General features: G+C 57.5%; 22 protein-coding genes. 15 read left to right on the top strand and 7 right to left on the bottom strand.

Annotated features, from left to right (window positions below; all coding sequences use genetic code 11):
• Positions 1-22: 22 nt before the first annotated feature.
• Together mog and ACR6A7_RS17280 are read left to right on the top strand one after the other, a co-directional pair.
• Positions 23-610: a molybdopterin adenylyltransferase gene (mog, locus tag ACR6A7_RS17285; RefSeq protein WP_434126351.1), complete on the top strand. Its 588-nt coding sequence runs from the start codon at positions 23-25 to the stop codon at positions 608-610.
• Between the two features lie 110 nt (positions 611-720).
• Positions 721-2,022 carry an MFS transporter gene (locus ACR6A7_RS17280; RefSeq protein ID WP_434126349.1) on the top strand — a complete coding sequence of 434 codons (1,302 nt, stop codon included), beginning with the start codon at positions 721-723 and terminating at the stop codon, positions 2,020-2,022.
• A 19-nt stretch (positions 2,023-2,041) separates the two neighbouring features.
• On the opposite strand, the gene ACR6A7_RS17275 is transcribed toward ACR6A7_RS17280, so the two are convergent.
• The 3 genes from ACR6A7_RS17275 to ACR6A7_RS17265 are packed head-to-tail and all read right to left on the bottom strand — an operon-like array spanning position 2,042 to position 4,484.
• Positions 2,042-3,340: a cytosine permease gene (locus ACR6A7_RS17275; RefSeq protein ID WP_434126348.1), complete on the bottom strand. Its 1,299-nt coding sequence runs from the start codon at positions 3,338-3,340 to the stop codon at positions 2,042-2,044.
• Between the two features lie 19 nt (positions 3,341-3,359).
• Positions 3,360-4,049: a helix-turn-helix transcriptional regulator gene (locus ACR6A7_RS17270; RefSeq protein WP_434126346.1), complete on the bottom strand. Its 690-nt coding sequence runs from the start codon at positions 4,047-4,049 to the stop codon at positions 3,360-3,362.
• 24 nt (positions 4,050-4,073) lie between these two features.
• Entirely contained in the window at positions 4,074-4,484 is a 411-nt protein-coding gene (locus tag ACR6A7_RS17265; RefSeq protein ID WP_434126344.1) for a GNAT family N-acetyltransferase, read from the bottom strand.
• Between the two features lie 547 nt (positions 4,485-5,031).
• Here ACR6A7_RS17265 and dnaK point away from each other — a divergent pair.
• The 3 genes from dnaK to nhaA all read left to right on the top strand — a co-directional run bounded on the left by dnaK (position 5,032) and on the right by nhaA (position 9,532).
• Positions 5,032-6,942: a molecular chaperone DnaK gene (dnaK, locus tag ACR6A7_RS17260; protein ID WP_434126342.1), complete on the top strand. Its 1,911-nt coding sequence runs from the start codon at positions 5,032-5,034 to the stop codon at positions 6,940-6,942.
• A 100-nt stretch (positions 6,943-7,042) separates the two neighbouring features.
• Positions 7,043-8,185 (top strand): molecular chaperone DnaJ, encoded by a 1,143-nt coding sequence (gene dnaJ / locus ACR6A7_RS17255; protein WP_434126341.1) that lies wholly within the window; start codon positions 7,043-7,045, stop codon positions 8,183-8,185.
• A gap of 174 nt (positions 8,186-8,359) precedes the next feature.
• A complete protein-coding gene (gene nhaA / locus ACR6A7_RS17250; RefSeq protein ID WP_434126339.1) occupies positions 8,360-9,532 on the top strand; it encodes a Na+/H+ antiporter NhaA in 1,173 nt (390 codons plus the stop codon).
• Between the two features lie 130 nt (positions 9,533-9,662).
• Here the strand turns inward: nhaA and rpsT are convergent, their stop codons facing one another.
• A complete protein-coding gene (gene rpsT / locus ACR6A7_RS17245; RefSeq protein ID WP_033749434.1) occupies positions 9,663-9,926 on the bottom strand; it encodes a 30S ribosomal protein S20 in 264 nt (87 codons plus the stop codon).
• Positions 9,927-10,243: 317 nt separating this feature from the next.
• On the opposite strand from rpsT, the gene ribF reads away from it, so the two are divergent.
• From ribF to ACR6A7_RS17200, 9 genes are all read left to right on the top strand, one after another.
• Positions 10,244-11,167: a bifunctional riboflavin kinase/FAD synthetase gene (gene ribF, locus ACR6A7_RS17240; RefSeq protein WP_216492605.1), complete on the top strand. Its 924-nt coding sequence runs from the start codon at positions 10,244-10,246 to the stop codon at positions 11,165-11,167.
• A 28-nt stretch (positions 11,168-11,195) separates the two neighbouring features.
• Positions 11,196-14,015 (top strand): isoleucine--tRNA ligase, encoded by a 2,820-nt coding sequence (gene ileS / locus ACR6A7_RS17235; protein WP_434126337.1) that lies wholly within the window; start codon positions 11,196-11,198, stop codon positions 14,013-14,015.
• Complete coding sequence (gene lspA, locus ACR6A7_RS17230; protein ID WP_434126336.1) at positions 14,015-14,518, top strand: signal peptidase II; 504 nt, start codon at positions 14,015-14,017, stop codon at positions 14,516-14,518. The genes ileS and lspA overlap by 1 nt, the downstream gene beginning before the upstream one ends.
• Positions 14,519-14,521: 3 nt before the next feature.
• Complete coding sequence (gene fkpB, locus ACR6A7_RS17225; protein WP_434126335.1) at positions 14,522-14,992, top strand: FKBP-type peptidyl-prolyl cis-trans isomerase; 471 nt, start codon at positions 14,522-14,524, stop codon at positions 14,990-14,992.
• Positions 14,973-15,926 carry a 4-hydroxy-3-methylbut-2-enyl diphosphate reductase gene (gene ispH, locus ACR6A7_RS17220; RefSeq protein ID WP_434126333.1) on the top strand — a complete coding sequence of 318 codons (954 nt, stop codon included), beginning with the start codon at positions 14,973-14,975 and terminating at the stop codon, positions 15,924-15,926. The genes fkpB and ispH overlap by 20 nt, the downstream gene beginning before the upstream one ends.
• 215 nt (positions 15,927-16,141) lie before the next feature.
• A complete protein-coding gene (gene dapB, locus ACR6A7_RS17215) occupies positions 16,142-16,957 on the top strand; it encodes a 4-hydroxy-tetrahydrodipicolinate reductase (protein ID WP_434126331.1) in 816 nt (271 codons plus the stop codon).
• A gap of 471 nt (positions 16,958-17,428) precedes the next feature.
• Positions 17,429-18,577: a glutamine-hydrolyzing carbamoyl-phosphate synthase small subunit gene (gene carA / locus ACR6A7_RS17210; protein WP_434126329.1), complete on the top strand. Its 1,149-nt coding sequence runs from the start codon at positions 17,429-17,431 to the stop codon at positions 18,575-18,577.
• Positions 18,578-18,591: 14 nt separating this feature from the next.
• On the top strand, positions 18,592-21,816 hold the full coding sequence (carB, locus tag ACR6A7_RS17205) for a carbamoyl-phosphate synthase large subunit (RefSeq protein ID WP_434126327.1): 3,225 nt from the start codon (positions 18,592-18,594) through the stop codon (positions 21,814-21,816).
• Between the two features lie 238 nt (positions 21,817-22,054).
• Entirely contained in the window at positions 22,055-23,194 is a 1,140-nt protein-coding gene (locus tag ACR6A7_RS17200; RefSeq protein WP_434126325.1) for a porin, read from the top strand.
• Positions 23,195-23,232: 38 nt separating this feature from the next.
• On the opposite strand, the gene ACR6A7_RS17195 is transcribed toward ACR6A7_RS17200, so the two are convergent.
• Positions 23,233-23,610 (bottom strand): DUF805 domain-containing protein, encoded by a 378-nt coding sequence (locus ACR6A7_RS17195; RefSeq protein WP_434126324.1) that lies wholly within the window; start codon positions 23,608-23,610, stop codon positions 23,233-23,235.
• Positions 23,611-23,873: 263 nt separating this feature from the next.
• Between ACR6A7_RS17195 and folA the strand changes: the two genes are divergently transcribed.
• On the top strand, positions 23,874-24,353 hold the full coding sequence (gene folA, locus ACR6A7_RS17190) for a type 3 dihydrofolate reductase (RefSeq protein ID WP_434126322.1): 480 nt from the start codon (positions 23,874-23,876) through the stop codon (positions 24,351-24,353).
• Between the two features lie 220 nt (positions 24,354-24,573).
• Here folA and apaH read toward each other — a convergent pair whose 3' ends face one another.
• Positions 24,574-25,428, bottom strand: coding sequence for a bis(5'-nucleosyl)-tetraphosphatase (symmetrical) ApaH (gene apaH, locus ACR6A7_RS17185; protein ID WP_434126320.1), 855 nt, complete (start codon positions 25,426-25,428; stop codon positions 24,574-24,576).
• A 58-nt stretch (positions 25,429-25,486) separates the two neighbouring features.
• On the bottom strand, positions 25,487-25,864 hold the full coding sequence (gene apaG / locus ACR6A7_RS17180) for a Co2+/Mg2+ efflux protein ApaG (RefSeq protein ID WP_434126319.1): 378 nt from the start codon (positions 25,862-25,864) through the stop codon (positions 25,487-25,489).
• Between the last annotated feature and the right edge of the window lie 2 nt (positions 25,865-25,866).

The raw sequence follows: 25,866 nt of genomic DNA, 5'->3' as shown, positions 1-25,866 counted from the left end.
GGTCAACCCGGGTAACAACATCATGGATACTTTACGCATTGGCCTGATCTCCGTTTCCGATCGCGCCGCGAACGGCATTTATCAGGATCAGGGCATTCCGGCGCTGGAAGCCTGGCTAAGCAGCGCGCTGGCCACCCCTTTTACTACCGAAACCCGGCTGGTGCCGGATGAGCAGCCGCTAATCGAACAGGCGATTTGCGAGCTGGTGGACGAGCGTTTTTGCCACCTGGTGCTGACCACCGGCGGCACCGGTCCGGCGCGCCGCGACGTGACGCCCGACGCCACGCTGGCGGTGGCCGATCGCGAGATGCCCGGCTTCGGCGAACAGATGCGTCAGATTAGCCTGCAGTTTGTACCTACTGCCATTCTGTCGCGCCAGGTCGGCGTGATCCGCAAACAGTCGCTGGTGCTGAACCTGCCGGGACAGCCGAAGTCGATTAAAGAGACGCTGGAAGGGGTGAAAGAGGCCGACGGTAAGGTGAAAGTGCCGGGGATCTTCGCTTCTGTACCTTATTGTTTACAGCTTCTGGAGGGGCCTTACGTTGAAACGCATCACGACGTGGTAGCAGCTTTTCGCCCCAAAAGCGCCATAAAGCAGATAAATAACTAAAAATTCATCATTTCAGGCATAGCCTCTGGCGGCGCTGGTGTAGTGAAAGATGGACGGTATAGTAAGCGTAAATTTACAAATCCACTTCTACCTCTGGAACCTGTACGCTTATGGATGCACATGCTGCCCATCGCCTGAAAAGGCAGGATTTCAAAACGCTGTTGCTGGCCGCGCTCGGCGGCGCGCTGGAGTTCTACGACTTTATCATTTTCGTCTTTTTCGCCGCGGTTATCGGCGAGCTCTTCTTCCCGCCTGATATCCCTGACTGGCTGCGCCAGCTGCAAACTTTTGCGATTTTCGCCGCAGGCTATCTGGCGCGCCCGCTCGGCGGCCTGATCATGGCGCATTTCGGCGACAAGGTGGGGCGCAAGAAAATGTTCAGCCTCAGCATCCTGCTGATGGCGCTGCCGACGCTGGCGATGGGCGTGCTGCCCACCTACGATACGGCGGGCATCGCCGCGCCGCTGCTGATGCTGCTGCTGCGCCTGCTGCAGGGCGCGGCGATTGGCGGCGAAGTGCCGGGCGCCTGGGTGTTTGTGGCGGAGCATGTGCCGGAGAAGCGCATCGGCTTCGCCTGCGGCACCCTGACCGCCGGGCTCACGGCGGGGATCCTGCTGGGCTCGCTGGTCGCGACCGCCATCAACAGCAGCATGACGCCGCAGACGGTCGCCAGCATCGGCTGGCGTATTCCCTTCTTTCTTGGCGGGCTGTTTGGTCTGCTGGCGATGTATCTGCGTCGCTGGCTGCACGAGACGCCGGTTTTCCAGCAGATGCAGCAGCGTAAAATGCTGGCCGATACGCTGCCGTTAAAAACCGTGCTCACTCAGCATAAAGGCGGCGTGCTGCTCTCTATGCTGCTCACCTGGCTGCTTTCCGCCTGTATCGTGGTGGTGATTTTAATGGCGCCTGCGCTAATGCAGAAACAGCATGCCATTAGTGCCGCGCTGAGTTTGCAGGCCAACTGTCTGGCGACGGTAATGCTGCTGGCGGGCTGCGTGATTGCCGGATGGCTGGTGGACTGGATGGGCGCAGCAAAAACCCTGATGGGCGGCTCGCTGCTGCTGGCGGTTTGCAGCTGGCATTTTTTCGCCAGCCAGACGTCAGATGGCAGCGGCCTCTTCTTTAACTACGGGCTGGCGGGGCTGAGCGTCGGCGTGGTGGGCGTGGTGCCTTATCTGATGGTGCGCGCTTTTCCGGCGTCGGTGCGCTTTACCGGCATCTCTTTCTCCTACAACGTGGCTTACGCCATCTTCGGCGGCCTGACGCCCATCTTCGTCACGCTGATTTTACGCCTGACGCCGCTGGCGCCGGCCTGGTATGTGCTGGCACTGGCGCTGCTGGGAATGCTGATCGGCGTGTGGCTTTACAATGTCGAACGGCAGGGCGCGCTGGCGAGTGACACGCGCCTGTAGCCAGGCGCGTCAGGAGAGATTAGTCGACGGTGGCTGCTTTCGGCGCAGCCGCGGCGCGCTTCATTAGCGGCGCGGCAAGCAGGTAAACAAGACAGGCGACGATAATCGAGTTGAAAACCGGCACGCCGCGCTCAACCAGCAGTCCGGTGGCGCTGCCTGCCGCGCTGGCGATCAGCGCAGGCCAGCCGATAAGCTGTGAGGTCGCCGGTAGCCTGTTGCTGTCGCGGCTTTGCGCCAGCGTCTGGCGATCGCTCTTCAGCAGATAGTAATCCACAATCATCACGCCCAGCACCGGCGGGAAGATCACGCCCAATAGCTCCAGGAAATCGACGAAGCGGTCGAGAATGCCCAGTACCGAGCAGAGCGTGCCGAGAAAACCCAGCAGCAGGGTGATGACGCTGTAGCGCGGCTTAAAGCCGGTCAGCCCTTCCGTGGCGTTGGCGATGCCCAGCGCCGAAGAGTAGAGGTTAAGGTCGTTGATGCGCAGGGTCGAAAAGACCACCGCGAACAGCCCAAGCGTGCTGGTCGTCTGGGTAATGATGGCGATGATGTCGGAAGTCTGCAGCTCTTTCGCAATCAGAATAGCCAGCCCGTTAACGCCGTACTCGCCCGCCAGAATGGTCAGCAGCGTGATGGCGAAAACATCTTTGCCGCTGCGTGAGAAGCGCGTCAGATCCGGCGTCATCAGGCTGGCGAGAATGGCGCCGCCGATCACCATGGTAATGGCGGCGCTTACGGTAATGGCCTCTGTGGCCGCAACCGGCGGAATAGCGCTGCCCGTCTGCCCGTGAAACGCGTGCCAGAAGATCCAGCCGACCAGCGCGATAAACAGCGGAACTGCTACGCGGGCGGTAAAGCGCAGCGCCTTAAAGCCAAAGGCGACCAGCAACGTCAGCACCGCGCCCGATAAGGAGGCGGACTGTGCAAAGCTCAGCTTGCCGTCCAGGGCGTAGCTCAGCGAGCGGGCGAAAACGGCATTCTGAATGCCAAACCAGCCCAGCAGGCTGACGGCGACCAGCAGACCGATCAAAACCGAACCGTGGCGACCGAAGCCGCACCAGCGCGCCAGCAGACTGCCTGACAGACCTTCGCGCATCCCGGCGTAGCCGAGAGCAAAAGTCAGAAAGCCAAACAGCAGGCTCGCCAGGGTAATGGCGGTAAAGGCTTCGCCGAGCGTCATACTGTTACCGAGCACGGCGCCGAGCATAAACTGATCGAGCGCGGTCAGCATGCCCATATGCACGATAGCGACGCTAAGCAGGGAGAGCCTTTCGCCCGCAGGCACCCGGCTCAACGGGTAGTCATCAAATTTACTCACAACAGGTTTCCTTGCCGGTTTAAATAAAAGAGACGCCTTTGCTGAGCAGCTTCTCTGGCAGATAGTTCTCCAGCGACTCAGCGCGGCAGTACTGCTCAAACTGCTGCAGCGAATGCACGCCCGCTTTTTGATAGAGAGTGGCGATGCGATTGCCGATGGTTTTGACGCTAAGGTTGTAAATCCGGGCGATCTCTTTGGCGCTGAATCGCCTGAGCAGCAGAAAAATCACATCCAGTTCGGCGGGCGTAAACAGAGGGTGTTCAAGCTGCGTGTTCAGCACTGAGCTCTTTTGTGGATGAATAAACGTCAGTGCGGTAATACTTTCTACCGGACGCGCGTTCCAGATACAGCCTAAAAAAACGCCACGGCTGTCAAAGACCGGGTATTTTTCGCTAATATAAGGGGTGAGATAGTTTTTCCCGTACCAGTAATGCGTTTCTATAACGGCGACGCACGCTTTTAACGTTCTGGCCTTTTCGTCGTGCTCGCAAAACTCATCGGCGCAGTCGCTCCAGGGCGTGGGAAACTCATTATCTTTTTTTCCCTCTAAAGAATAGTTTTTAGGGGTAGCGGTATATAAGCGCGCCGCGCTATTCATATAGAGATGTTGTGATGCCGCATCTTTAAAACCCCATGGCGTAGGTAATAGATCCATGGTGGTCGCAAAAGCGGCAAGAAAATCGTCGATACTGCGATATGGGCTGCCCATAGCGCCTCGCTGATTAGGTGCGGATTATAATCTTTTTGCCAGATAATAACGGGCAAAGCGCTGCGCATAGCCATCCTGTTCACCATAGACGCGATAACCCAGCTTCTCGTAGAAGCCGCGCGCCTGAAAGCTTAAGGTATCCACCACCGCCATATGGCAGCCGCGGCGGCGTGCTTCCTCTTCGGCTTTTTGCATCAGCTCGCGTCCGGTGCCGTGCTTGCGATGCGCCTCGTCGATCCAGAGATAGTGAATATCCAGCGTGCCGAACCAGGTGTGCGCCAGCAGCCCGCCCTGAATATGTTGGTCATCGTCATATAATATAACGTTGAGCGGCTTCATATTCACGTCGGCGAAGCGGCTATTATGCTGCCAGAGCTGTTGAATAATATATTCTTCAGTCTGACGGTCCTCAATATGGCCGATCTTTATTTCCATATAATAATGTCCATATGATACAAACAAGAAAAGAATAGGGGGGGTGTAAAATGCTCGGAATTTCCATTATTACCATGAGGTTCGGTTGGACGCAAGAGATAATATTCCCCCTGTGATTTAAGCCGCTTAATATTATCATAGGGCCAGTTATTTGATGGCTATGGCAACGTGACTATTCGTCGACATCAGGGAAAAGAGAAAAATAAGTTAGTTTTGTAATAATAACGATAATATATTTTTTTGGCTCCTTCGCTGGGCCGAGCGCTCCACACCGCACTCAGTCAACATGCTGTTCAACAGGCCGCGCTTTGCGCGGCTTTTTCTTTGCGCAGCCAAAGGCGCGACGCGCGGGCGGCGCAGAAAAGCTGGCAGCGAAAAAAAATTTTCGTTTAACCCTTGATGCGCTTCGAAGCGGCCCCATCTAGTTGTCATCGAGCGTTGTGAGCCCGGGAAAAAAAGCGAGTAATGGCGGTTGAAAGCCAACAAAGCGCCCGCATTAAGGGTTCACAACCCAAATTGACAAAGAATTTAAGTGGGAGACGTTTAGATGGGTAAGATCATTGGTATTGACCTGGGTACAACCAACTCTTGTGTTGCGATCATGGACGGCGGTAAAGCGCGCGTGCTGGAGAATGCCGAAGGCGATCGCACCACGCCCTCAATTATTGCTTATACGCAGGATGGCGAAACTCTGGTAGGCCAGCCGGCTAAACGTCAGGCGGTGACCAACCCGCAGAATACGCTGTTCGCTATTAAGCGTCTGATCGGCCGTCGCTTCCAGGACGAAGAGGTTCAGCGTGATATTAAAATCATGCCGTACAAAATCACCTCTTCCGACAATGGCGACGCCTGGCTGGAAGTAAAAGGTCAGAAAATGGCGCCGCCGCAGATCTCTGCGGAAGTGCTGAAAAAAATGAAAAAGACCGCTGAAGACTACCTCGGCGAGCCGGTGACTGAAGCCGTTATCACCGTACCGGCCTACTTTAACGATGCGCAGCGTCAGGCGACCAAAGACGCCGGCCGCATCGCAGGTCTGGAAGTAAAACGCATCATCAACGAACCGACCGCAGCCGCGCTGGCTTACGGTCTGGATAAAGGCCAGGGCAACCGCACCATCGCAGTTTACGACCTGGGCGGCGGTACCTTCGATATCTCCATTATCGAAATCGACGAAGTTGACGGCGAAAAAACCTTTGAAGTGCTGGCCACCAACGGTGACACCCACCTGGGCGGCGAAGACTTCGACAGCCGTCTGATTAACTATCTGGTTGCCGAATTCAAGAAAGATCAGGGCATCGATCTGCACAACGATCCGCTGGCGATGCAGCGCCTGAAAGAAGCAGCAGAGAAAGCGAAAATCGAGCTCTCTTCTGCGCAGCAGACCGATGTTAACCTGCCGTACATCACGGCGGATGCAACTGGTCCGAAACACCTGAACATCAAAGTGACCCGCGCGAAGCTCGAGTCGCTGGTAGAAGATCTGGTCAGCCGCTCTATCGAGCCGCTGAAAGTTGCGCTGCAGGATGCGGGGCTCTCTGTCTCTGACATCAACGACGTGATCCTGGTCGGCGGTCAGACGCGTATGCCGATGGTGCAGTCCAAAGTGGCTGAGTTCTTCGGTAAAGAGCCGCGTAAAGACGTTAACCCGGACGAAGCGGTCGCCGTGGGCGCTGCGGTACAGGGTGGCGTGCTGGCGGGCGACGTCAAAGACGTGCTGTTGCTGGACGTGACCCCGCTGTCTCTGGGTATCGAAACCATGGGCGGCGTGATGACTTCGCTGATCAGCAAGAACACCACGATTCCGACCAAGCACAGCCAGGTCTTCTCAACGGCTGAAGACAACCAGTCTGCCGTGACTATTCACGTGCTGCAGGGCGAGCGTAAGCGTTCAAGCGATAACAAATCGCTGGGTCAGTTCAACCTGGACGGCATTCAGCCGGCACCGCGCGGCATGCCGCAGATCGAAGTTACCTTCGACATCGATGCGGACGGTATCCTGCACGTTTCGGCGAAAGACAAGAACAGCGGTAAAGAGCAGAAGATCACCATCAAAGCCTCTTCCGGTCTGAACGAGGACGAAATCGAAAAAATGGTTCGCGATGCAGAAGCGAACGCTGAATCGGATCGTAAGTTCGAAGAGCTGGTGCAGACGCGTAACCAGGGCGACCAGATTGCGCATAGCACCCGTAAGCAGCTGGAAGAAGCGGGTGATAAGCTCTCCGCCGACGACAAAGCGCCAATCGAGTCCGCGCTGAGCGAGCTGGAAACCGCGCTGAAAGGCGAAGACAAAGAGGCGATCGACGCTAAAATGCAGGCGCTGATGCAGGTTTCCAGCAAGCTGATGGAGGCGGCGCAGCAGCAGCAGGCAGGCGGCGCGGATGCAGCCGACGCTTCGGCGAAGAAAGAGGACGACGTGGTCGACGCTGAATTCGAAGAAGTGAAAGACAACAAAAAATAATTGCCCCTGACCGGGCGCGACGGTTGGCCTGACAGCCGTTGAAACCAGCACGGGCGTAGGAGATCTCTCCACGCCCGTGCGAGCATGTTAAGGGCTAAAAATGGCGAAGAGTGACTACTACGAGATTTTAGGCGTCTCCAAATCCGCAGACGAACGTGAAATTAAAAAGGCGTATAAACGCCTGGCGATGAAGTTGCACCCCGACCGCAATCCGGGTGACAAAGAAGCGGAAGCCAAATTCAAAGAGGTCAAGGAAGCCTACGAAATCCTGACTGACGCGCAGAAGCGCGCGGCATACGATCAGTACGGTCATGCGGCCTTTGAACAGGGCGGTATGGGCGGCGGTGGATTCGGCGGCGGCTTTGGCGGCGGCGGCGCGGATTTCAGCGATATCTTTGGCGACGTCTTCGGCGATATTTTTGGCGGCGGTCGTCGTCAACGCGCAGCGCGCGGCGCCGATTTACGCTACAACATGGAGCTGACGCTGGAAGAAGCGGTGCGCGGCGTGACCAAAGAGATCCGCATCCCGACGCTGCAGGAGTGCGACGTCTGCCACGGCAGCGGCGCGAAGGCGGGCTCTCAGCCGCAAACCTGTCCGACCTGCCACGGTGCAGGCCAGGTGCAGATGCGTCAGGGCTTCTTTACCGTGCAGCAAGCCTGTCCGACCTGTCACGGCCGAGGCTCGGTGATTAAAGATCCGTGCAACGCCTGCCATGGCCATGGACGCGTCGAGAAATCGAAAACCCTGTCGGTGAAAATCCCCGCAGGCGTCGATACCGGCGATCGCATTCGTCTCAGCGGCGAAGGCGAAGCGGGCGAGCAGGGCGCGCCAGCTGGCGATCTCTACGTTCAGGTGTCGGTGAAGAAACACCCGATCTTCGAGCGCGAAGACAACAACCTTTACTGCGAAGTGCCGATCAATTTTGCCATGGCGGCGCTGGGCGGCGAGATTGAGGTGCCGACGCTTGACGGACGCGTGAAGCTGAAAGTCCCGGCTGAAACCCAGACCGGCAAGCTGTTCCGCATGCGCGGCAAAGGGGTGAAATCGGTGCGCGGCGGCGCGGTCGGCGATTTGCTGTGTCGCGTCGTGGTGGAAACGCCGGTCAATCTGAACGAGAAGCAGAAAAAGCTGCTGCGCGATTTGGAAGAGAGCTTCGGCGGTCCAACGGGCGAGAACAACAGCCCGCGTTCGAAAAGCTTCTTCGACGGCGTGAAGAAGTTCTTTGACGACTTAACCCGTTAATCAGTCATGCAGTCAGCATCAAGCCAGCGCTCTGTCGCTGGCTTTTTTTATGCCTTTTCGCTGCATAGTGCTTAAAGTTCCGTAAATGCAGCTTTTAATAACCGATTAAAGGTTTGTTAACCGTTATGATAGCCGCTGCTCTGGGATAGCACAGGTAATAAATCGGGAGACAATGTGAATATCAAACTTAAAAAATGGCTACAGAATGACGCGACAAGCGGCATCGTGCTTATTCTGGCGGCCGCGCTGGCGATGTTCCTGGCGAACTATGCTGACACCCAGCAGGGTTATCAGAACCTGCTGGCCGTACCGGTCGAATTCCGTTTTGGATCGCTCGATATCAGCAAGAACCTGCTGCTGTGGATCAACGACGCGCTTATGGCGATCTTTTTCCTGATGGTCGGCTTAGAGGTGAAGCGCGAAATGGTGATGGGCGCGCTGGCAAAGCGTGAACAGGCCATTTTTCCGCTGATTGCCGCGCTGGGCGGTATGCTGGTGCCCGGGCTGCTGTTTCTGGCGTTTAACGGCGCAGATGCCGCTACGCGCAGCGGCTGGGCGATCCCCACCGCCACCGATATCGCCTTCGCGTTGGGCATCCTCGCGCTGCTCGGCAGCCGTGTACCGCCGGCGTTGAAGATCTTCCTGATGGCGCTGGCGATTATCGACGATCTGGGCGCGATTGTTGTCATTGCGCTGTTCTACACCAGCGATCTGTCGATAGCCGCGCTGGGCGTCGCCGCTGTGGCGATTGCCGTGCTGGCGGCGATGAATCTGCTGAATGTGCGCAATACTGGCCTCTATCTGCTGGCCGGGATGGTGCTGTGGACCGCGGTGCTGAAATCAGGCGTGCATGCCACGCTGGCGGGGGTGGTAGTAGGCTTCCTGATCCCGCTGAAAAAGCAGGAGGGTCATTCACCGGCCATTCATCTTGAGCATGCGCTTCATCCCTGGGTGCGCTGGCTGATCCTGCCGCTGTTCGCTTTCGCCAATGCTGGCGTATCGCTCGAAGGCATTCATGCAGGAGATATTTTCTCTCTGCTGCCGCTGGGGATTGTTGTCGGACTGCTGATCGGCAAGCCCGTGGGCATCACGCTCTTCTGCTGGCTGGCGGTAAAGTTCAGGCTGGCGACGCTGCCGCACAATACTCGCCTGGCGGATATCGCTGCGGTCGGCGTGCTGTGCGGCATCGGCTTTACCATGTCGATTTTCATCGCTTCGCTGGCCTACGGCGAGAGCAATCCGCAGCTTATCACGCTGGCGAAGCTGGGCATTTTGCTGGGCTCGATTCTCTCTGCAGTGGCGGGCTACGTGATTCTGGGACGGCGTCTGGCGCAGCGGACGGCTTAGCGGTCGCGCTTTCATCCTATGCCGCTTCGGGCAGCGTCTGGATTAGGCGCTTGCCTGGAGCAGGCGCTTGCTCAAGGCGAAAAAAAACCGGCTAAGCGCCGGTTCTTTTTACAAAGCGATGAACAAAGGCTTACGCCATTTTGTTGATCTGAGCAGTCAGGTTAGCTTTATGACGTGCAGCTTTGTTTTTGTGGATCAGACCTTTAGCAGCCTGACGGTCCACGATCGGTTGCATTTCGTTAAATGCGTTCTGCGCAGCAGCTTTGTCGCCAGCTGCGATCGCCGCGTATACTTTCTTAACGAAAGTACGCATCATAGAACGACGGCTCGCGTTATGCTTGCGACGTTTTTCAGATGTTACGGCGCGTTTCTTAGCTGATTTGATATTAGCCAAGGTCCAACTCCCAAATGTGTTCTATATGGACAAATCAAAGGCCGAGGACTATGCCTTTTGAGCCTTCTTTTGTCAATGGATTTGTGCAAATAAGCGTCGTTTTACAAACCACGCCCGGTTACGTAATTGATGGCGCAAGATTCTACCAGCTTCCCCTCGTTGAATACAGCCTTTCCCAACAAAATTCTCGGATAAACGGGCAGCGCGCGCCGGGCCCTGAGAAATGGCGCCTTCTGCGCAGGAAAGGTGTGGCTACGGGTTAACCTTAGCCGGTTTCAAGGGTATAATCCGCCGATTTCCACCGGTTTGAGTCAGCCATGAAGTTTATCCGCGGTATTCATAATCTAAACGAGCAGCATCGCGGCTGCGTCCTGACCATTGGTAACTTCGACGGCGTGCATCGCGGCCACCAGGCGCTGATGGCGCGCCTGTGCGAAGAGGGACGAAAACGCCAGCTTCCGGTGATGGTGATGCTGTTCGAGCCGCAGCCGCTTGAGCTGTTTGCCGGAGACAAAGCGCCGGCGCGCCTGACGCGTCTGCGGGAGAAGCTGAAATTCCTGGCGGAAGCGGGCGTCGATCGCGTGCTCTGCGTGCGCTTTGACCGCCGCTTCGCCGCGCAGTCGGCGCAGTGTTTCATCACCGATCTGCTGGTGGATAAGCTGGGCGTTAAGTACCTGGCGGTGGGGGATGATTTCCGCTTTGGCGCTGGTCGTCAGGGCGATTTCCTGTTATTACAGAAGGCGGGTGCCGAGTACGGCTTTGACGTCGTCAGCACCGAAACCTTCTGCGACGGCGGCAAGCGTATCAGCAGCACAGCCGTGCGTCAGGCGCTGGCAAATGATGACTTAGCGCTGGCGCAAACGCTGTTGGGCCATCCTTTCAGTATCTCTGGCCGCGTCGTGCACGGCGATGCACTGGGGCGCACCATCGGTTTTCCCACCGCGAACCTCCCTTTACGCCGCATCGTTTCGCCGGTGAAAGGCGTGTATGCGGTGGAGGTGCTTGGCCTGGGCGCGCCCGTTCCCGGCGTCGCCAATATCGGCACCCGACCAACGGTAAAAGGATTACGCCAGCAGCTTGAAGTTCACCTGCTTGACATCAATATCAATCTGTATGGAAAGCACATTGATGTGGTGCTGAAGCATAAGATACGTAACGAGCAGCGCTTTGCCTCACTGGAGGCGTTGAAAGAACAAATTGCGAAAGATGTGGTAACCGCCCGGCGCTTCTTTGGGCTTTAACCCCGCAAAATACGGAAACGAGAATCTGATGAGTGACTATAAATCTACCCTGAATTTGCCCGAAACGGGGTTCCCGATGCGTGGCGACCTTGCCAAACGCGAGCCGGGAATGCTGCAGCGCTGGTATGATGACAACCTGTACGGCATCATCCGCGAAGCCAAAAAAGGGAAAAAAACCTTTATCCTGCATGACGGCCCTCCCTATGCCAACGGCAGCATCCATATTGGTCACTCAGTTAACAAGATTCTGAAAGACATTATCGTTAAGTCGAAAGGCATGGCGGGCTTCGATTCGCCTTATGTACCAGGCTGGGACTGTCACGGTCTGCCGATCGAGCATAAGGTTGAGCAGATGATCGGCAAGCCGGGCGAGAAAGTCACGCCGGCTGAATTCCGCGAAGCGTGCCGCAAATATGCCGCCGAGCAGGTGGAAGGGCAGAAGGCGGACTTTATCCGTCTCGGCGTGCTGGGTGACTGGGATCGTCCCTACCTGACGATGAACTTCCAGACCGAAGCTAATATCATCCGCGCGCTGGGCAAAATCATCGGCAACGGTCATCTGCATAAAGGCGCCAAGCCGGTGCACTGGTGTCTGGACTGCCGCTCGGCGCTGGCGGAAGCGGAAGTCGAATACTATGACAAAACGTCGCCCTCTATCGACGTCATGTTCAACGCGGTAGACCGCGACGCGGTGCGTGCGCAGTTCGGCGACGCGCCGGTCAACGGCCCGATCTCGCTGGTGATCTGGACCACGACGCCCTGGACCATGCCGGCCAACCGCGCTATCTCGCTGCACCCTGAGTTCGACTATCAGCTGGTGCAGATCGATGGTCGCGCTCTGATCCTCGCGAAAGAGCTGGTCGAGAGCGTGCTGAAGCGCGCTGGCGTCGCCGAGTGGACCGTGCTGGGCGAATGCAAAGGCGCGGCGCTGGAGCGTCTGACCTTCCAGCATCCTTTCCTGGTGAACATTCAGTCGCCGGTGGTGTTGGGCGAGCACGTTACGCTCGAAGCGGGTACCGGTGCCGTACACACCGCGCCGGGCCACGGTCCGGACGACTATGTTATCGGGCAGAAATATGGCATCGAAGTGGCGAACCCGGTTGGCCCGGACGGCACCTATCTGCCGGGCACCTATCCGACCCTCGACGGCCTGAATGTCTTTAAAGCCAACGACGTGATCGTCGAGCTGCTGAAAGAGAAGGGCGCGCTGCTGCATGTGGAAAAACTGCTGCACAGCTACCCGCACTGCTGGCGTCACAAAACGCCGATCATCTTCCGCGCCACGCCGCAGTGGTTCATCAGCATGGATCAGAAAGGGCTGCGCGCGCAGTCGCTGAAAGAGATCAAAGGCGTGCAGTGGATCCCGGACTGGGGCCAGGCGCGTATCGAAGCGATGGTGGCCAATCGCCCGGACTGGTGCATCTCTCGTCAGCGCACCTGGGGCGTGCCGATGGCGCTGTTCGTGCATAAAGAGACCGAGCAGCTGCATCCTGACACGCTGGCGCTGATGGAGAAAGTCGCGCAGCGCGTCGAGCAGGACGGCATTCAGGCCTGGTGGGATCTCGATCCGCGCGATCTGATGGGCGACGACGCCGACAGCTATGTGAAAGTGCCGGATACGCTGGACGTCTGGTTCGACTCCGGCTCTACCAGCTATGCGGTAGTCGACGCCCGTCCGGAGTTCGGCGGCCACTCTGCCGATATGTATCTGGAAGGCTCCGACCAGCATCGCGGCTGGTTTATGTCTTCGCTGATGATCTCTACCGCGATGAAGGGCAAAGCGCCTTATCGTCAGGTGCTGACTCACGGCTTTACCGTGGATGGTCAGGGTCGCAAGATGTCCAAGTCGATCGGCAACACCGTTTCGCCGCAGGACGTGATGAACAAACTGGGCGCGGATATTCTGCGTCTGTGGGTCGCCTCTACCGATTACTCCGGCGAGATGGCGGTTTCCGACGAGATCCTGAAACGCTCTGCCGACGCCTATCGTCGCATCCGCAACACCGCGCGCTTCCTGCTGGCGAACCTCAACGGCTTCAACCCGGAAACCGATATGGTGGCGCCGGAAGAGATGGTGGTGGTGGATCGCTGGGCGGTCGGCCGCGCGCAGGCGGCGCAGGCGGATATCGTCGCGTCATACGACAACTACGATTTCCATGAGGTTATCCAGCGCCTGATGCAGTTCTGCTCGGTCGAGATGGGTTCGTTCTATCTGGATATCATCAAGGATCGCCAGTACACCGCGAAGAGCGACAGCCTGGCGCGCCGCAGCTGCCAGACCGCGCTGTGGCATATCGCCGAGGCGCTGGTGCGCTGGATGGCGCCGATCATGTCCTTTACCGCCGACGAAATCTGGGGCTATCTGCCGGGCAAACGCGCGCAGTATGTCTTCACCGAGGAGTGGTATAGCGGCCTGTTCGGCCTGTCGCAGGACGACGCGCTGAACGACGCCTACTGGGCGGAGCTGCTGAAGGTGCGCGGCGAAGTCAATAAAGTTATTGAGCAGGCGCGCAGCGACAAGCGTATCGGCGGCGCGCTGGAAGCGACCGTGACGCTCTATGCCGATGCGGCACTGGCGGAAAAGCTGCAGGCGCTGGGCGACGAGCTGCGCTTTGTGCTGCTGACCTCAGGCGCGACGGTGGCGGATTACGCGCTGGCGAGCGAAGAAGCGCAGCAGAGCGAGCTGGTAAAAGGTCTGAAAATCGCCCTGCATAAAGCGGAAGGCGAGAAATGCCCGCGCTGCTGGCACTACACTACGGACGTCGGCCAGAATGCGGAGCATCTTGCCGTGTGCGGACGCTGTTACACCAACCTTGCCGGCAACGGCGAAGAGCGTAAATTTGCCTGATGCGTAAACCTATTCTCTCAACCGGCTTACGCTGGGTATGGCTGGTGCTGGTGGTGATCCTGGTCGATTTCGCCAGCAAGCAGTGGGTGATGAACAACATGATGCTGCATGAAACGCAGCCGCTGATGCCGTTCCTCAATCTGTTCTACGCGCATAACTACGGCGCGGCCTTCAGCTTTCTGGCGGACAAAGGCGGCTGGCAGCGCTGGTTCTTCGCCGGCATCGCCATCGCTATCGTGGTGGCGCTGCTGGTCATGATGTACCGCAGCCGCGCCAGCCAGAAAATCGTTAATATCGCCTACGCGCTGATTATCGGCGGCGCGGCGGGCAACCTGTTCGATCGTGCTTATCACGGATTCGTTGTCGACTTTATCGACTTCTATATCGGTGACTGGCACTTCGCCACCTTTAATATCGCTGACTGCGGCATCTGTATCGGCGCCGCGTTAGTGGTGCTGGAGGGCTTTCTCAGCCCCTCCGGCAAACAGGCAAAACAAGGGTAAGACATGACAGTCTCTGTAGAGCGCGACAGCGCGGTGCTGCTGCATTTCACGCTGAAGCTTGAGGATGGCTCCGTCGCGGAGTCAACCTCTGCGTCCGGCAAACCGGCGTTGTTCCGTCTGGGCGACGGCAGCCTTTCCGCTGCGCTGGAGCAGGAGCTGCTGGGACTGAAGGCGGGCGATAAGCACGCTTTTACGCTGGAGCCGGAAGCGGCGTTTGGCGCCGTCAGCCCGGATCTGATCCAGTACTTCTCGCGCCGCGACTTTATTGATGCGGGCGAGCCGGAAGTTGGCGCCATCATGCTCTTTACCGGCATGGGCGGCAGCGAGATGCCCGGTGTGATCCGCGAAATTTCCGGGGATTCCATCACCGTCGATTTCAATCATCCGCTGGCCGGTCATCAGGTTCACTTCGATATCGATGTGCTGGAGGTCAATCCGGTACTGGAGGCAAACGATGCAAATCCTGCTGGCTAACCCGCGCGGCTTCTGCGCCGGCGTCGATCGCGCCATCAGCATTGTCGAGCGCGCGCTGGAGATGTACGGCGCGCCGATCTATGTGCGCCATGAAGTGGTACACAACCGCTACGTGGTGAACAGCCTGCGCGAACGCGGCGCGATCTTTATCGAAGAGATCAGCGAAGTGCCGGATAACGCCATTCTGATTTTCTCGGCGCACGGCGTATCGCAGGCGGTACGCGCCGAAGCGAAAGCGCGCAGCCTGACCATGCTGTTCGACGCTACCTGTCCGCTGGTGACCAAAGTCCATATGGAGGTAGCGCGCGCCAGTCGTAAAGGGGTGGAAGCGATCCTGATCGGCCATGCCGGGCATCCGGAGGTTGAAGGCACCATGGGCCAGTACAGCAACCCGAACGGCGGCATGTATCTGGTGGAGTCGCCGGAAGATGTCTTTAAGCTGCAGGTGAAGGATGAGAGCAATCTCTGCTTTATGACGCAGACCACGCTGTCGGTCGATGACACCTCTGACGTGATCGATGCGCTGCGCGCGCGCTTTCCGGCAATTATTGGCCCGCGTAAAGACGATATCTGCTATGCCACCACCAACCGGCAGGAAGCGGTGCGCGTGCTGGCGCGCGATGCGGAAGTGGTGCTGGTGGTCGGCTCGAAGAACTCCTCCAACTCCAATCGCCTGGCGGAGCTGGCACAGCGCGCCGGCAAGCTGGCGAAACTGATTGACTCTGCGGACGACATCCAGGAAGAGTGGGTAAAAGGCATCGCGTGCATCGGCGTTACCGCTGGCGCATCGGCGCCCGACATCCTGGTACAGCAGGTGATCCAGCGCCTGCGCGAGCTGGGCGGCGAAGCGGCCATCGAGCTCATCGGGCGTGAAGAGAATATCGTGTTTGAAGTGCCGAAAGAGCTGCGCGTCGACGTGCGCAACGTGCAGTAACCCTGCATTTCACCGCTTGCTGAGAGGCCGACGACAGTCGGCCTTTTTTATGGGCGAAAGGGGTGATTGCCCGCCAAAGGAATTGCTTTTACTGATAATCGGTAAGCGCTACCCTGAAATTCTAATTATCCCGGTTTAGTAGTGGCGCATCTGTTAACTGACCGTTAACCTGATTGCGCTTTGCATGCATAGTTTTGTATCAGGAATGAATAAATATGAGTAATTACCGCATTGCCATCGTAGGCGCGTCAGGCCGCATGGGACGCAATCTGATCGAGGCGACGCAGCAGGCGGAGGGCGTCGAGCTGGGCGCCGCGCTGGTGCGCCCCGGATCCTCGCTGACGGGCAGCGACGCTGGCGAACTGGCCGGACTGGGAAAAAACGGCGTTATTATCGCCGACGATTTACGCAGCGTGATGGATGACTTTGACGTGCTGGTGGATTTCACCCGCCCTGAAGGCACGCTGCACTATCTGGCGCTGTGCCGCGAATACAACAAGGCGATGGTGATCGGCACGACCGGTTTCGATGACGCGGGCAAAGCGGCGATTCAGGCTGCCGCCGCCGATATCGGCATTGTCTTCGCCGCCAATTTTAGCGTCGGCGTGAATCTGGTGCTCAAGCTGCTGGAGAAAACGGCGAAGGTCATGGGCGACTACGCCGATATCGAAATCGTCGAAGCGCACCATCGCCATAAGGTCGATGCGCCTTCGGGCACGGCGCTGGCGATGGGCGAAGCGATTGCCGACGCCATGAGCTGGGACTTAAAGGAGCATGCCGTCTACGCGCGTGAAGGTCATACCGGCGAGCGCAAGCCGCAGACTATCGGTTTTGCTACGGTGCGCGCGGGCGACATCGTCGGCGAGCACACAGCGATGTTTGCAGATATCGGCGAGCGCGTTGAGATAACCCACAAGGCTTCAAGCCGCATGACCTTCGCAAATGGCGCGGTTAAGGCAGCATTGTGGCTGAAAGAGAAGAAACCTGGGCTTTACGATATGCGTGATGTGCTGGATTTATCAATGCTGTGAATGTTGTGAACCATCGTGATGTGGTTATTTCAATCGTTAACATATTGATTGAGCAGGGCGATGCTATTATCGCCCTTAATTTTGTTGTTTAAATGGGGGGTTTTTGTCTTTTTAATGTGCGTGTTGCTTAAAAATAGATGTTTTCTCTACCTGTGTGGCTAAGAAAAGCGGTTTTTTGACCATTTGGTCAAAAATAGTAGCCTCTTCAGTGCGGTTTTATCTTATTTCTTTCAGGCAACCGTTTATTCTTACCGTTAATGTCTCTTTTTTGCGACTTATTGCTGTGTTTCCTCTCCAGTGACTCAAAAAACACTAAAAAATCACGCTTCAGGGTAGACAAGCCTGAGAGCGATCATTAGAATGCGCGCAATTTGCCAAAAATCGACCACACAGGCGGTTTTTGCCTTGATTCAGGGCCAAATTTTGAATTAATATGCAAATATTGTGACTGTTTATTCCCTGGAGGATGTTTTGATTAAGTCAGCGCTCTTGGTTCTGGAAGACGGAACCCAATTCCACGGTCGGGCCATAGGGGCAACGGGATCGGCAGTGGGGGAAGTCGTTTTCAATACGTCAATGACCGGTTATCAAGAAATACTCACTGATCCCTCCTATTCCCGCCAGATCGTCACCCTCACTTATCCCCATATCGGCAATGTCGGCGTCAACGCCGCTGACGCAGAATCCACACAAATTCACGCGCAAGGCCTGGTCATTCGCGACCTGCCTCTGATTGTCAGCAACTTCCGCAGCGAAGAGAGCCTGTCAGCTTACCTGCAGCGCAATAACGTGGTGGGCATCGCCGATATCGACACCCGCAAGCTGACGCGCCTGCTGCGTGAAAAAGGGGCGCAAAACGGCTGCATCATCGCGGGCGACAACCCCGACGCGGCGCTGGCGCTGCAGAAAGCGCAGGCGTTCCCAGGGCTGAAAGGGATGGATCTGGCGAAAGAAGTCACAACGGCGGAGACCTATAGCTGGCAGCAGGGCTCCTGGACGCTGAACGAGGGGCTGCCGCAGGCGAAGCGCGCGGAAGCGCTGCCCTATCACGTTGTGGCCTACGATTACGGCGTAAAATTCAATATCTTCCGCATGCTGGTAGACCGCGGCTGTCGACTGACGGTGGTGCCGGCGCAGACGCCTGCCGAAGAGGTGCTGAAACTTAATCCAGACGGAATTTTCCTCTCTAACGGACCGGGTGACCCGGAGCCGTGCGATTACGCCATCAGCGCCATCAAAACCTTCCTCGAAACCGAAATTCCGGTGTTCGGCATCTGCCTTGGCCACCAGCTGCTGGCGCTGGCGAGCGGTGCGAAAACGGTGAAGATGAAGCTCGGCCATCACGGCGGCAACCATCCTGTGCAGGATCTCGACAACAACTGCGTCATGATCACCGCGCAAAACCACGGCTTTGCCGTCGATGACGCCAGCCTGCCGGCGAACCTGCGCGTGACGCACATTTCGCTGTTCGACAAAACGGTGCAGGGCATTCACCGCACCGATAAACCAGCGTTCAGCTTCCAGGGACATCCGGAAGCGAGCCCGGGCCCGCACGACGCCGCGCCGCTGTTCGATCACTTTATCGAGCTGATCGAAGCCTACCGTTCGAAAGCTAAGTAATCAGGAGCCAGAAAATGCCGAAACGTACAGATATAAAATCCATCCTGATCCTTGGCGCAGGCCCGATTGTTATCGGCCAGGCCTGTGAGTTTGACTACTCTGGCGCGCAGGCGTGTAAGGCGCTGCGCGAAGAGGGCTATCGCGTCATTCTGGTCAACTCCAACCCGGCGACCATTATGACCGACCCGGAGATGGCCGATGCGACCTATATCGAGCCGATTCACTGGGAAGTGGTACGCAAAATTATCGAAAAAGAGCGCCCGGATGCGGTGCTGCCGACCATGGGCGGCCAGACCGCGCTGAACTGCGCGCTGGAGCTGGAGCGTCAGGGCGTGCTGGAAGAGTTCGGCGTCACCATGATTGGCGCCACGGCTGATGCCATCGATAAAGCAGAAGATCGCCGCCGCTTCGACGTGGCGATGAAAAGCATCGGACTGGATACGGCGCGTTCAGGCATCGCCCATACCATGGAAGAAGCGCTGGCCGTGGCTGAAGAGGTTGGCTTCCCATGCATTATTCGTCCCTCGTTCACCATGGGCGGCACCGGCGGCGGCATCGCCTATAACCGTGAAGAGTTTGAAGAGATCTGCGAACGCGGGCTCGACCTCTCGCCGACCAACGAGCTGCTGATCGATGAGTCGCTGATTGGCTGGAAAGAGTATGAGATGGAGGTGGTGCGCGACAAAAATGACAACTGCATCATCGTCTGCTCTATCGAAAACTTCGACGCCATGGGCATTCACACCGGCGACTCCATCACCGTCGCGCCAGCGCAGACGCTGACCGATAAAGAGTATCAGATCATGCGTAACGCCTCGCTGGCGGTGCTGCGTGAAATCGGCGTGGAAACCGGTGGCTCCAACGTACAGTTCTCGGTCAACCCGAAAGACGGCCGCCTGATCGTTATCGAAATGAACCCGCGCGTCTCGCGCTCCTCGGCGCTCGCCTCTAAGGCGACGGGCTTCCCCATCGCTAAAGTGGCGGCCAAGCTGGCGGTCGGCTTTACGCTGGATGAGCTGATGAACGACATTACAGGCGGCCTGACGCCGGCGTCGTTTGAACCCTCTATCGACTATGTCGTGACCAAAATCCCGCGCTTTAACTTCGAGAAATTCGCCGGCGCGAACGACCGCCTGACGACCCAGATGAAATCGGTCGGCGAGGTAATGGCGATTGGCCGCACCTTCCAGGAGTCGATGCAGAAAGCGCTGCGCGGTCTGGAAGTCGGCGCTACCGGCTTCGACCCGAAAGTGCATCTTGACGATGCCGATGCGCTGACCCGCATTCGCCGCGAGCTGAAAGATGCAGGCGCCGATCGTATCTGGTATATCGCCGATGCGTTCCGCGCCGGCATGTCGGTCGACGGCGTCTTCAACCTGACCAATATCGATCGCTGGTTCCTGGTGCAGATTGAAGAGCTGGTGCGTCTGGAAGAGCAGGTGGCACGCGAGGGCGTCAACGGCCTGAGCCAGCCGTTCCTGCGCGCGCTGAAGCGTAAAGGCTTTGCCGATGCGCGTTTGGCTGCGCTGGCAGGCGTCTCGGAAGGGGAGATCCGCAAGCTGCGTCAGCAGTACAACCTGCATCCGGTCTATAAGCGCGTCGATACCTGCGCCGCCGAGTTCGCCACCGATACCGCCTATATGTACTCCACCTATGAAGAGGAGTGCGAGGCGAACCCGAATCAGGATCGCGACAAGATTATGGTGCTGGGCGGCGGGCCAAACCGCATCGGGCAGGGCATCGAGTTTGACTACTGCTGCGTGCACGCCGCGCTGGCGCTGCGCGAAGATGGTTTCGAAACCATTATGGTGAACTGCAACCCGGAAACGGTTTCTACCGACTACGACACCTCTGATCGTCTCTACTTCGAGCCGGTCACGCTGGAAGACGTGCTGGAGATCGTGCGCATCGAGCAGCCGAAAGGCGTGATCGTGCAGTACGGCGGCCAGACGCCGCTGAAGCTGGCGCGCGCGCTGGAAGCCGCAGGCGTGCCGGTTATCGGCACCAGCCCGGACGCGATTGACCGCGCCGAAGATCGCGAGCGCTTCCAGCAGGCGGTCGATCGCCTGAACCTGAAGCAGCCGGCTAACGCCACCGTTACCACGCTGGAGCAGGCGGTTGAGAAAGCGGCCAGCCTCGGCTATCCGCTGGTGGTGCGTCCTTCTTATGTGCTGGGCGGCCGCGCGATGGAGATCGTCTACGACGAGATCGACCTCAAGCGCTACTTCCAGACCGCCGTCTCCGTCTCCAACGATGCGCCGGTGCTGCTGGATCGCTTCCTGGACGACGCGGTCGAGGTGGACGTGGACGCGATCTGCGACGGCGAGCGCGTGCTGATTGGCGGCATCATGGAGCACATCGAGCAGGCAGGCGTCCACTCGGGCGACTCCGCCTGTTCGCTGCCCGCCTACACGCTGAGCCAGGAGATTCAGAACGTGATGCGTCAGCAGGTCGAGCGCCTGGCGTTCGAACTCAACGTGCGCGGTCTGATGAACGTGCAGTTCGCGGTGAAGGACAACGAGGTTTACCTGATTGAGGTCAACCCACGCGCGGCGCGTACCGTGCCGTTCGTCTCTAAAGCCACCGGCGTGCCGCTGGCGAAAGTCGCGGCGCGCGTCATGGCGGGCAAAACGCTGGCCGAGCAGGGCGTCACGAAAGAGGTGATCCCGCCGTACTACTCGGTAAAAGAGGTGGTGCTGCCGTTCAATAAATTCCAGGGCGTGGATCCCATTCTCGGCCCGGAAATGCGCTCCACCGGCGAAGTGATGGGCGTGGGCCGTACCTTTGCCGAAGCCTTCTCGAAGGCGATGCTGGGCGCCCAGAGCAATATGAAGAAGAGCGGCCGCGCGCTGCTGTCGGTCCGCGAAGGCGATAAGAAGCGCATCGTCGATCTGGCGGCCAAGCTGCTGAAGTTTGGCTTTGAGCTGGATGCCACCCATGGTACCGCCGTGGTGCTGGGTGAAGCGGGCATTAATCCGCGTCTGGTGAATAAGGTGCACGAAGGCCGCCCGCATATTCAGGATCGCCTGAAGAACGGCGAATATACCTATATCGTCAACACCACTGCCGGTCGTCAGGCGATTGAGGATTCGCGCGTTATTCGTCGCAGCGCGCTGCAGTATAAAGTGCACTACGACACTACGCTGAACGGCGGTTTCGCCACGGCGATGTCGCTGAATGCGGATCCAACGGAAAAAGTGATTTCCGTACAGGAAATGCACGCGCTTATTAACGGTTAATTTCCGTGCATAATTAAACGGCCCTCCGGGGCCGTTTTTTTTATTTTTTTATCAGCAGCTTTGATAATAAATAACTAAAAACGATTAAAGTTTTGCGCATTTGTCTTTAGGATTAGCGCACCATGCTATTGCGATAATTTTCTGTAAAAATCGCACAAATTTATAAAGCGAAAGCCTGTCTGCTCAACGTAATATCTCGCCGCCTATTCTTCCGGGCCAATCAGGGATTTATAAAAAAATGAAAATGCGTGCTTTCACACTGAGCGCTATTGCTGCGTTAATGGCGGCTGCGCCCATTGCCAGCCAGGCTGAAGTTACTCTGCTTAAACAAGATCCGCAGGCGGGCAATCCGCTGAGCCGACTGAACTTCACCGTGGGCGGCAGTATTCGCCCGCAGTTCGAACACCAGACCGGCGTCAACGATAAATCTTTCAAGCGTAATGGCTTTGACGGCGGCACCCGCTTCCGCTTCGCCGCTGACTATTATCTGTTCGACGATATTAGCTGGGCCAGCTACTACGAGGTGGGCGTTAATATTCCCGCCGTATTCGACTGGGATAACCACTATAAAGATGGCGCCAACGACACCACGCGTCGCCAGCTCTATACCGGCCTGAAAAGCAAAACCTGGGGCGAAATCTATTTCGGCCAGCAGAACAGCGTTTTCTATGATGTTGTCGGCGCGAAGACCGATATCTGGGATTACGACATGAAAGGCCAGGCGCCGGGCAACGGCATCAGCGGCGACTACGACGGCTCTTACCGTTCGCGCAAGCAGCTGAAGTATAAAAATACCTTCGGCGCGGTCGACCTCTACGCCTCTTATCTGTTCAGCGACAACGAATATCTGCCGGGCAACGGCCTGCGCTACAAGCGTAAAGGCGGCGGTTCACTGGGCGTGGATTACCATATTACCGACGACCTGACCTGGGGCACAGCGTGGAACTATACCCGCGCGGAGATGCGTAATCCGGGTAATAGCGACAGCGGCGACTATAACCAGAATATCTACGGCACTGCACTAAGCTGGAAGCCGGGCAACTGGACGCTCTCCGCGGGCGGCGGCTGGTATCAAAACTTCCTGCTGACTAAGCGCAGCAACGTTAACGACTATTTTGCTGATGACGCCTGGGGCCTGGAATACTTCGCTGGCTATAAAATCCCGGTCAAGCAGTACGGTCTGAAAGCGGTGCAGCCTTACGTAATGGGCGATCGTCTGGAGTATGTTAACGGCCGTAACTACCAGCGCATCGACAACGGCGTGGGCGTTACGCTGTTCCTCGACTACGGTTTCCGCGTCGACTACGAACACGTCTTCACCTCCAGCACCGACAACCTGGGCGATATGAACCTGGTGCGTCTGCGCTACGATTTCTAATCGTCAAAAAGATAGCGGCTCCCGAGGGAGCCGTTTTTTCAGGGGGCCAGTGCCGCGTCATCAAGCGGATCGGGGCCAAATCGGTTGGGGCCGACCGTGCCGCGCAGGCAGAAATAAATCAGCAGCAGCAGCGTGCCCAGCAGCGGAATGAGCATAATCAGCAGCCACCAGCCAGAGCGATCGAGGTCGTGCAGACGACGTACGCCGACGGCGACAGAGGGGATCAGGACGACAACGGAGTAGATGAGCGAAAGCAGCCCCTGGTCAGAAAAAACCTTCAGTCCGATCAGTTCATCGACTGCGCTGCAGGCCAGCGAAATCAGCGTGCTGAATAATAAAAACAGCCAGAACGTTTTGCGACGACAGCGACCGTTAACAACCGCGTACATTTTCAAAACCGTCAGATAGTGATTCACTTTATGGGTCCTTTTTTTAGTCAAATCAGAGCAGCGGTTCCTGTCAGGTCAAGGTGAAACGCGCTATTCCCGCCCTTGTGCCAGGTAACCTATTTTATCTGGCGGCTTAGGGTGCCGCACAGGAAAAAAGCGGTGTAAAACTCTGCTGAGTAATAAAAATGCGGTGGCATTAGCCCTTTACGTAATTACACTCTTCCCCCTATCGACGAAAGTTTCGCCTTTACGTATGATGGCGCGAATTTTTTATCTGTGAGTCTCTTAACATGATTAGTCTGATCGCGGCATTAGCAGCAGATCGCGTCATTGGTATGGAAGGTGCCATGCCGTGGAACCTGCCTGCGGATTTGGCGTGGTTTAAACGTAACACCCTGAATAAGCCGGTGATTATGGGTCGTCTGACCTTTGAATCTATCGGTCGTCCGCTGCCAGGACGCCTTAATATCGTGGTCAGCAGCCAACCGGGCGCGACGGAAGGCGTCACCTGGGTGACCTCGCTGGATGAGGCGATTAAAGCGGCCGGCGACGTGCCGGAGATAATGGTGATTGGCGGCGGGCGGATCTACGAACAGATGCTGAAGCGCGCCGATCGTCTCTATCTCACCCATATTGACGCCGAGGTAGAAGGGGACACGCAGTTCCCGGATTACGAACCGGATGAATGGCAATCGACCTTTAGCGAGTTTCACGACGCCGACGGGCAGAACTCCCACAGCTACTGCTTCGAAATCCTCGATCGTCGCTAAGCGTTAATCAGCAAAACGCCTTGTTGAAGGGCATTTGGCAAATGATTAAAACGCTTGCAAGTGGTAGACCGGGCTAGGAGAGCAAAGCGTTCCACGCCATGGATGGCGTGGGCCGAGCGAGCATGGATGCCTTGAGCGACTTTGCGATCGAGCCCGGTCTACCGCGTCGGCACTATTTCACGCCTTGTCTAACGACAAGGCGTTTTCTTTTTCGCCTCTCTCAGGCGGACTGCTGCGGCGGGACGCTGTCGGTTATAGACGACTGACGGCTGGAGGGCTGCGTATAGTAGCGCTGGCTTTCCCAGTGCAGCAGCGTCAGCACGCCGCCCCAGCAACAGCCGGTATCCAGGCCGATCACGCCGGGCGGTGTGCCTTTGCCCTCCAGCGAGGCCCAGTGGCCGAACACCTGCGTGTAGTCTTCAGGCAGCTTGCCAGGGATGGTAAACCAGGGCCTGAGCGGCGGCGGCGCGGAGTCCGGCGCCTCTTTGCAAATCATATCGAGCTGGCCGTTGGGGAAGCAGAGGCGCATGCGCGTCAGAGCATTGGCGGAAAAGCGCAGGCGCGCCAGGCCACTTAGCTCTGGCGTCCAGTTATTCGGCATGTCACCGTACATGGCATCCAGAAACAGCGGGTAGCTGTCGCTGGAGAGCACCGCCTCCAGCTCGCGCGCGCAGGTCTGCGCCGTCTCTAAATCCCACTGTGGCGTGATGCCGGCGTGCGCCATTACCAGCTTCTTCTCTTCATCGACCTGCAACAGCGGCTGGCGGCGCAGCCAGTTAAGCAGTTCGTCGGCGTCCTCCGCTTCGAGCAGCGGCGTCAGGCGATCCTTGGGTTTGTTGCGGCTGATGCCGGCGAACACCGCCAGCAAATGCAAATCATGATTGCCCAGCACCAGACGCACGCTCTCGCCGAGCGATTTTACATAGCGCAGCACCTCAAGCGAATCCGGGCCGCGCGCGACCAGGTCGCCGGTCAGCCACAGCGTATCCTGCTCAGGCGAAAAGTCGACCTGCTTCAGCAGAGCGCGCAGCTCATCGTAACAACCGTGAACGTCGCCAATCAGATATGTGCTCATAGAGAATTATCCGCAATAAAAAACCGCGCCCGGCAGAGCCGGGCGAAGGGTGAAAAGATCAGTGTATATGGGTTTCTACGGCGAGGCGGAACACCGGGATGTCGATGTGGAAGGTTTCCCCGTCCTCATCCTGCATCACATAGTGCCCCTGCATGGTGCCCATCGGCGTTTCGATAACAGCGCCGCTGGTGTACTGAAATTCGCTGCCGGGTGCAATCACGGGCTGCTCGCCGACCACGCCTTCGCCCTGAACTTCGGTTTCGCGCCCGTTGCCGTTAGTGATGAGCCAGTAGCGACCCAGCAGCTGTACGGCGTTTCGACCCAGATTGCGGATGGTTATGGTATAGGCAAAGACAAAGCGCTCCTCTTCCGGTGAAGATTGAGAAGCGATATAGAGGCTTTGTACCTGAACAGACATCCGGGCCGATTCACTCATGC

The sequence above is a fragment of the Pantoea phyllosphaerae genome, from assembly GCF_051025595.1.
In the GTDB taxonomy this organism is placed as follows: Bacteria; Pseudomonadota; Gammaproteobacteria; order Enterobacterales; family Enterobacteriaceae; genus Pantoea.
Note: the sequence above shows the minus strand (reverse complement) of the source record. Positions and strands in the feature narration are given on the sequence as shown.

Coding starts and splice junctions, on each gene's coding strand:
- mog (WP_434126351.1), top strand. CDS start 23: ATGGATACTTTACGCATTGGCCTGATCTCCGTTTCCGATCGCGCCGCG.
- ACR6A7_RS17280 (WP_434126349.1), top strand. CDS start 721: ATGGATGCACATGCTGCCCATCGCCTGAAAAGGCAGGATTTCAAAACG.
- ACR6A7_RS17270 (WP_434126346.1), bottom strand. CDS start 4,049: ATGGGCAGCCCATATCGCAGTATCGACGATTTTCTTGCCGCTTTTGCG.
- ACR6A7_RS17265 (WP_434126344.1), bottom strand. CDS start 4,484: ATGGAAATAAAGATCGGCCATATTGAGGACCGTCAGACTGAAGAATAT.
- dnaK (WP_434126342.1), top strand. CDS start 5,032: ATGGGTAAGATCATTGGTATTGACCTGGGTACAACCAACTCTTGTGTT.
- dnaJ (WP_434126341.1), top strand. CDS start 7,043: ATGGCGAAGAGTGACTACTACGAGATTTTAGGCGTCTCCAAATCCGCA.
- ribF (WP_216492605.1), top strand. CDS start 10,244: ATGAAGTTTATCCGCGGTATTCATAATCTAAACGAGCAGCATCGCGGC.
- ileS (WP_434126337.1), top strand. CDS start 11,196: ATGAGTGACTATAAATCTACCCTGAATTTGCCCGAAACGGGGTTCCCG.
- lspA (WP_434126336.1), top strand. CDS start 14,015: ATGCGTAAACCTATTCTCTCAACCGGCTTACGCTGGGTATGGCTGGTG.
- fkpB (WP_434126335.1), top strand. CDS start 14,522: ATGACAGTCTCTGTAGAGCGCGACAGCGCGGTGCTGCTGCATTTCACG.
- ispH (WP_434126333.1), top strand. CDS start 14,973: ATGCAAATCCTGCTGGCTAACCCGCGCGGCTTCTGCGCCGGCGTCGAT.
- dapB (WP_434126331.1), top strand. CDS start 16,142: ATGAGTAATTACCGCATTGCCATCGTAGGCGCGTCAGGCCGCATGGGA.
- carB (WP_434126327.1), top strand. CDS start 18,592: ATGCCGAAACGTACAGATATAAAATCCATCCTGATCCTTGGCGCAGGC.
- ACR6A7_RS17200 (WP_434126325.1), top strand. CDS start 22,055: ATGAAAATGCGTGCTTTCACACTGAGCGCTATTGCTGCGTTAATGGCG.
- folA (WP_434126322.1), top strand. CDS start 23,874: ATGATTAGTCTGATCGCGGCATTAGCAGCAGATCGCGTCATTGGTATG.
- apaH (WP_434126320.1), bottom strand. CDS start 25,428: ATGAGCACATATCTGATTGGCGACGTTCACGGTTGTTACGATGAGCTG.
- apaG (WP_434126319.1), bottom strand. CDS start 25,864: ATGAGTGAATCGGCCCGGATGTCTGTTCAGGTACAAAGCCTCTATATC.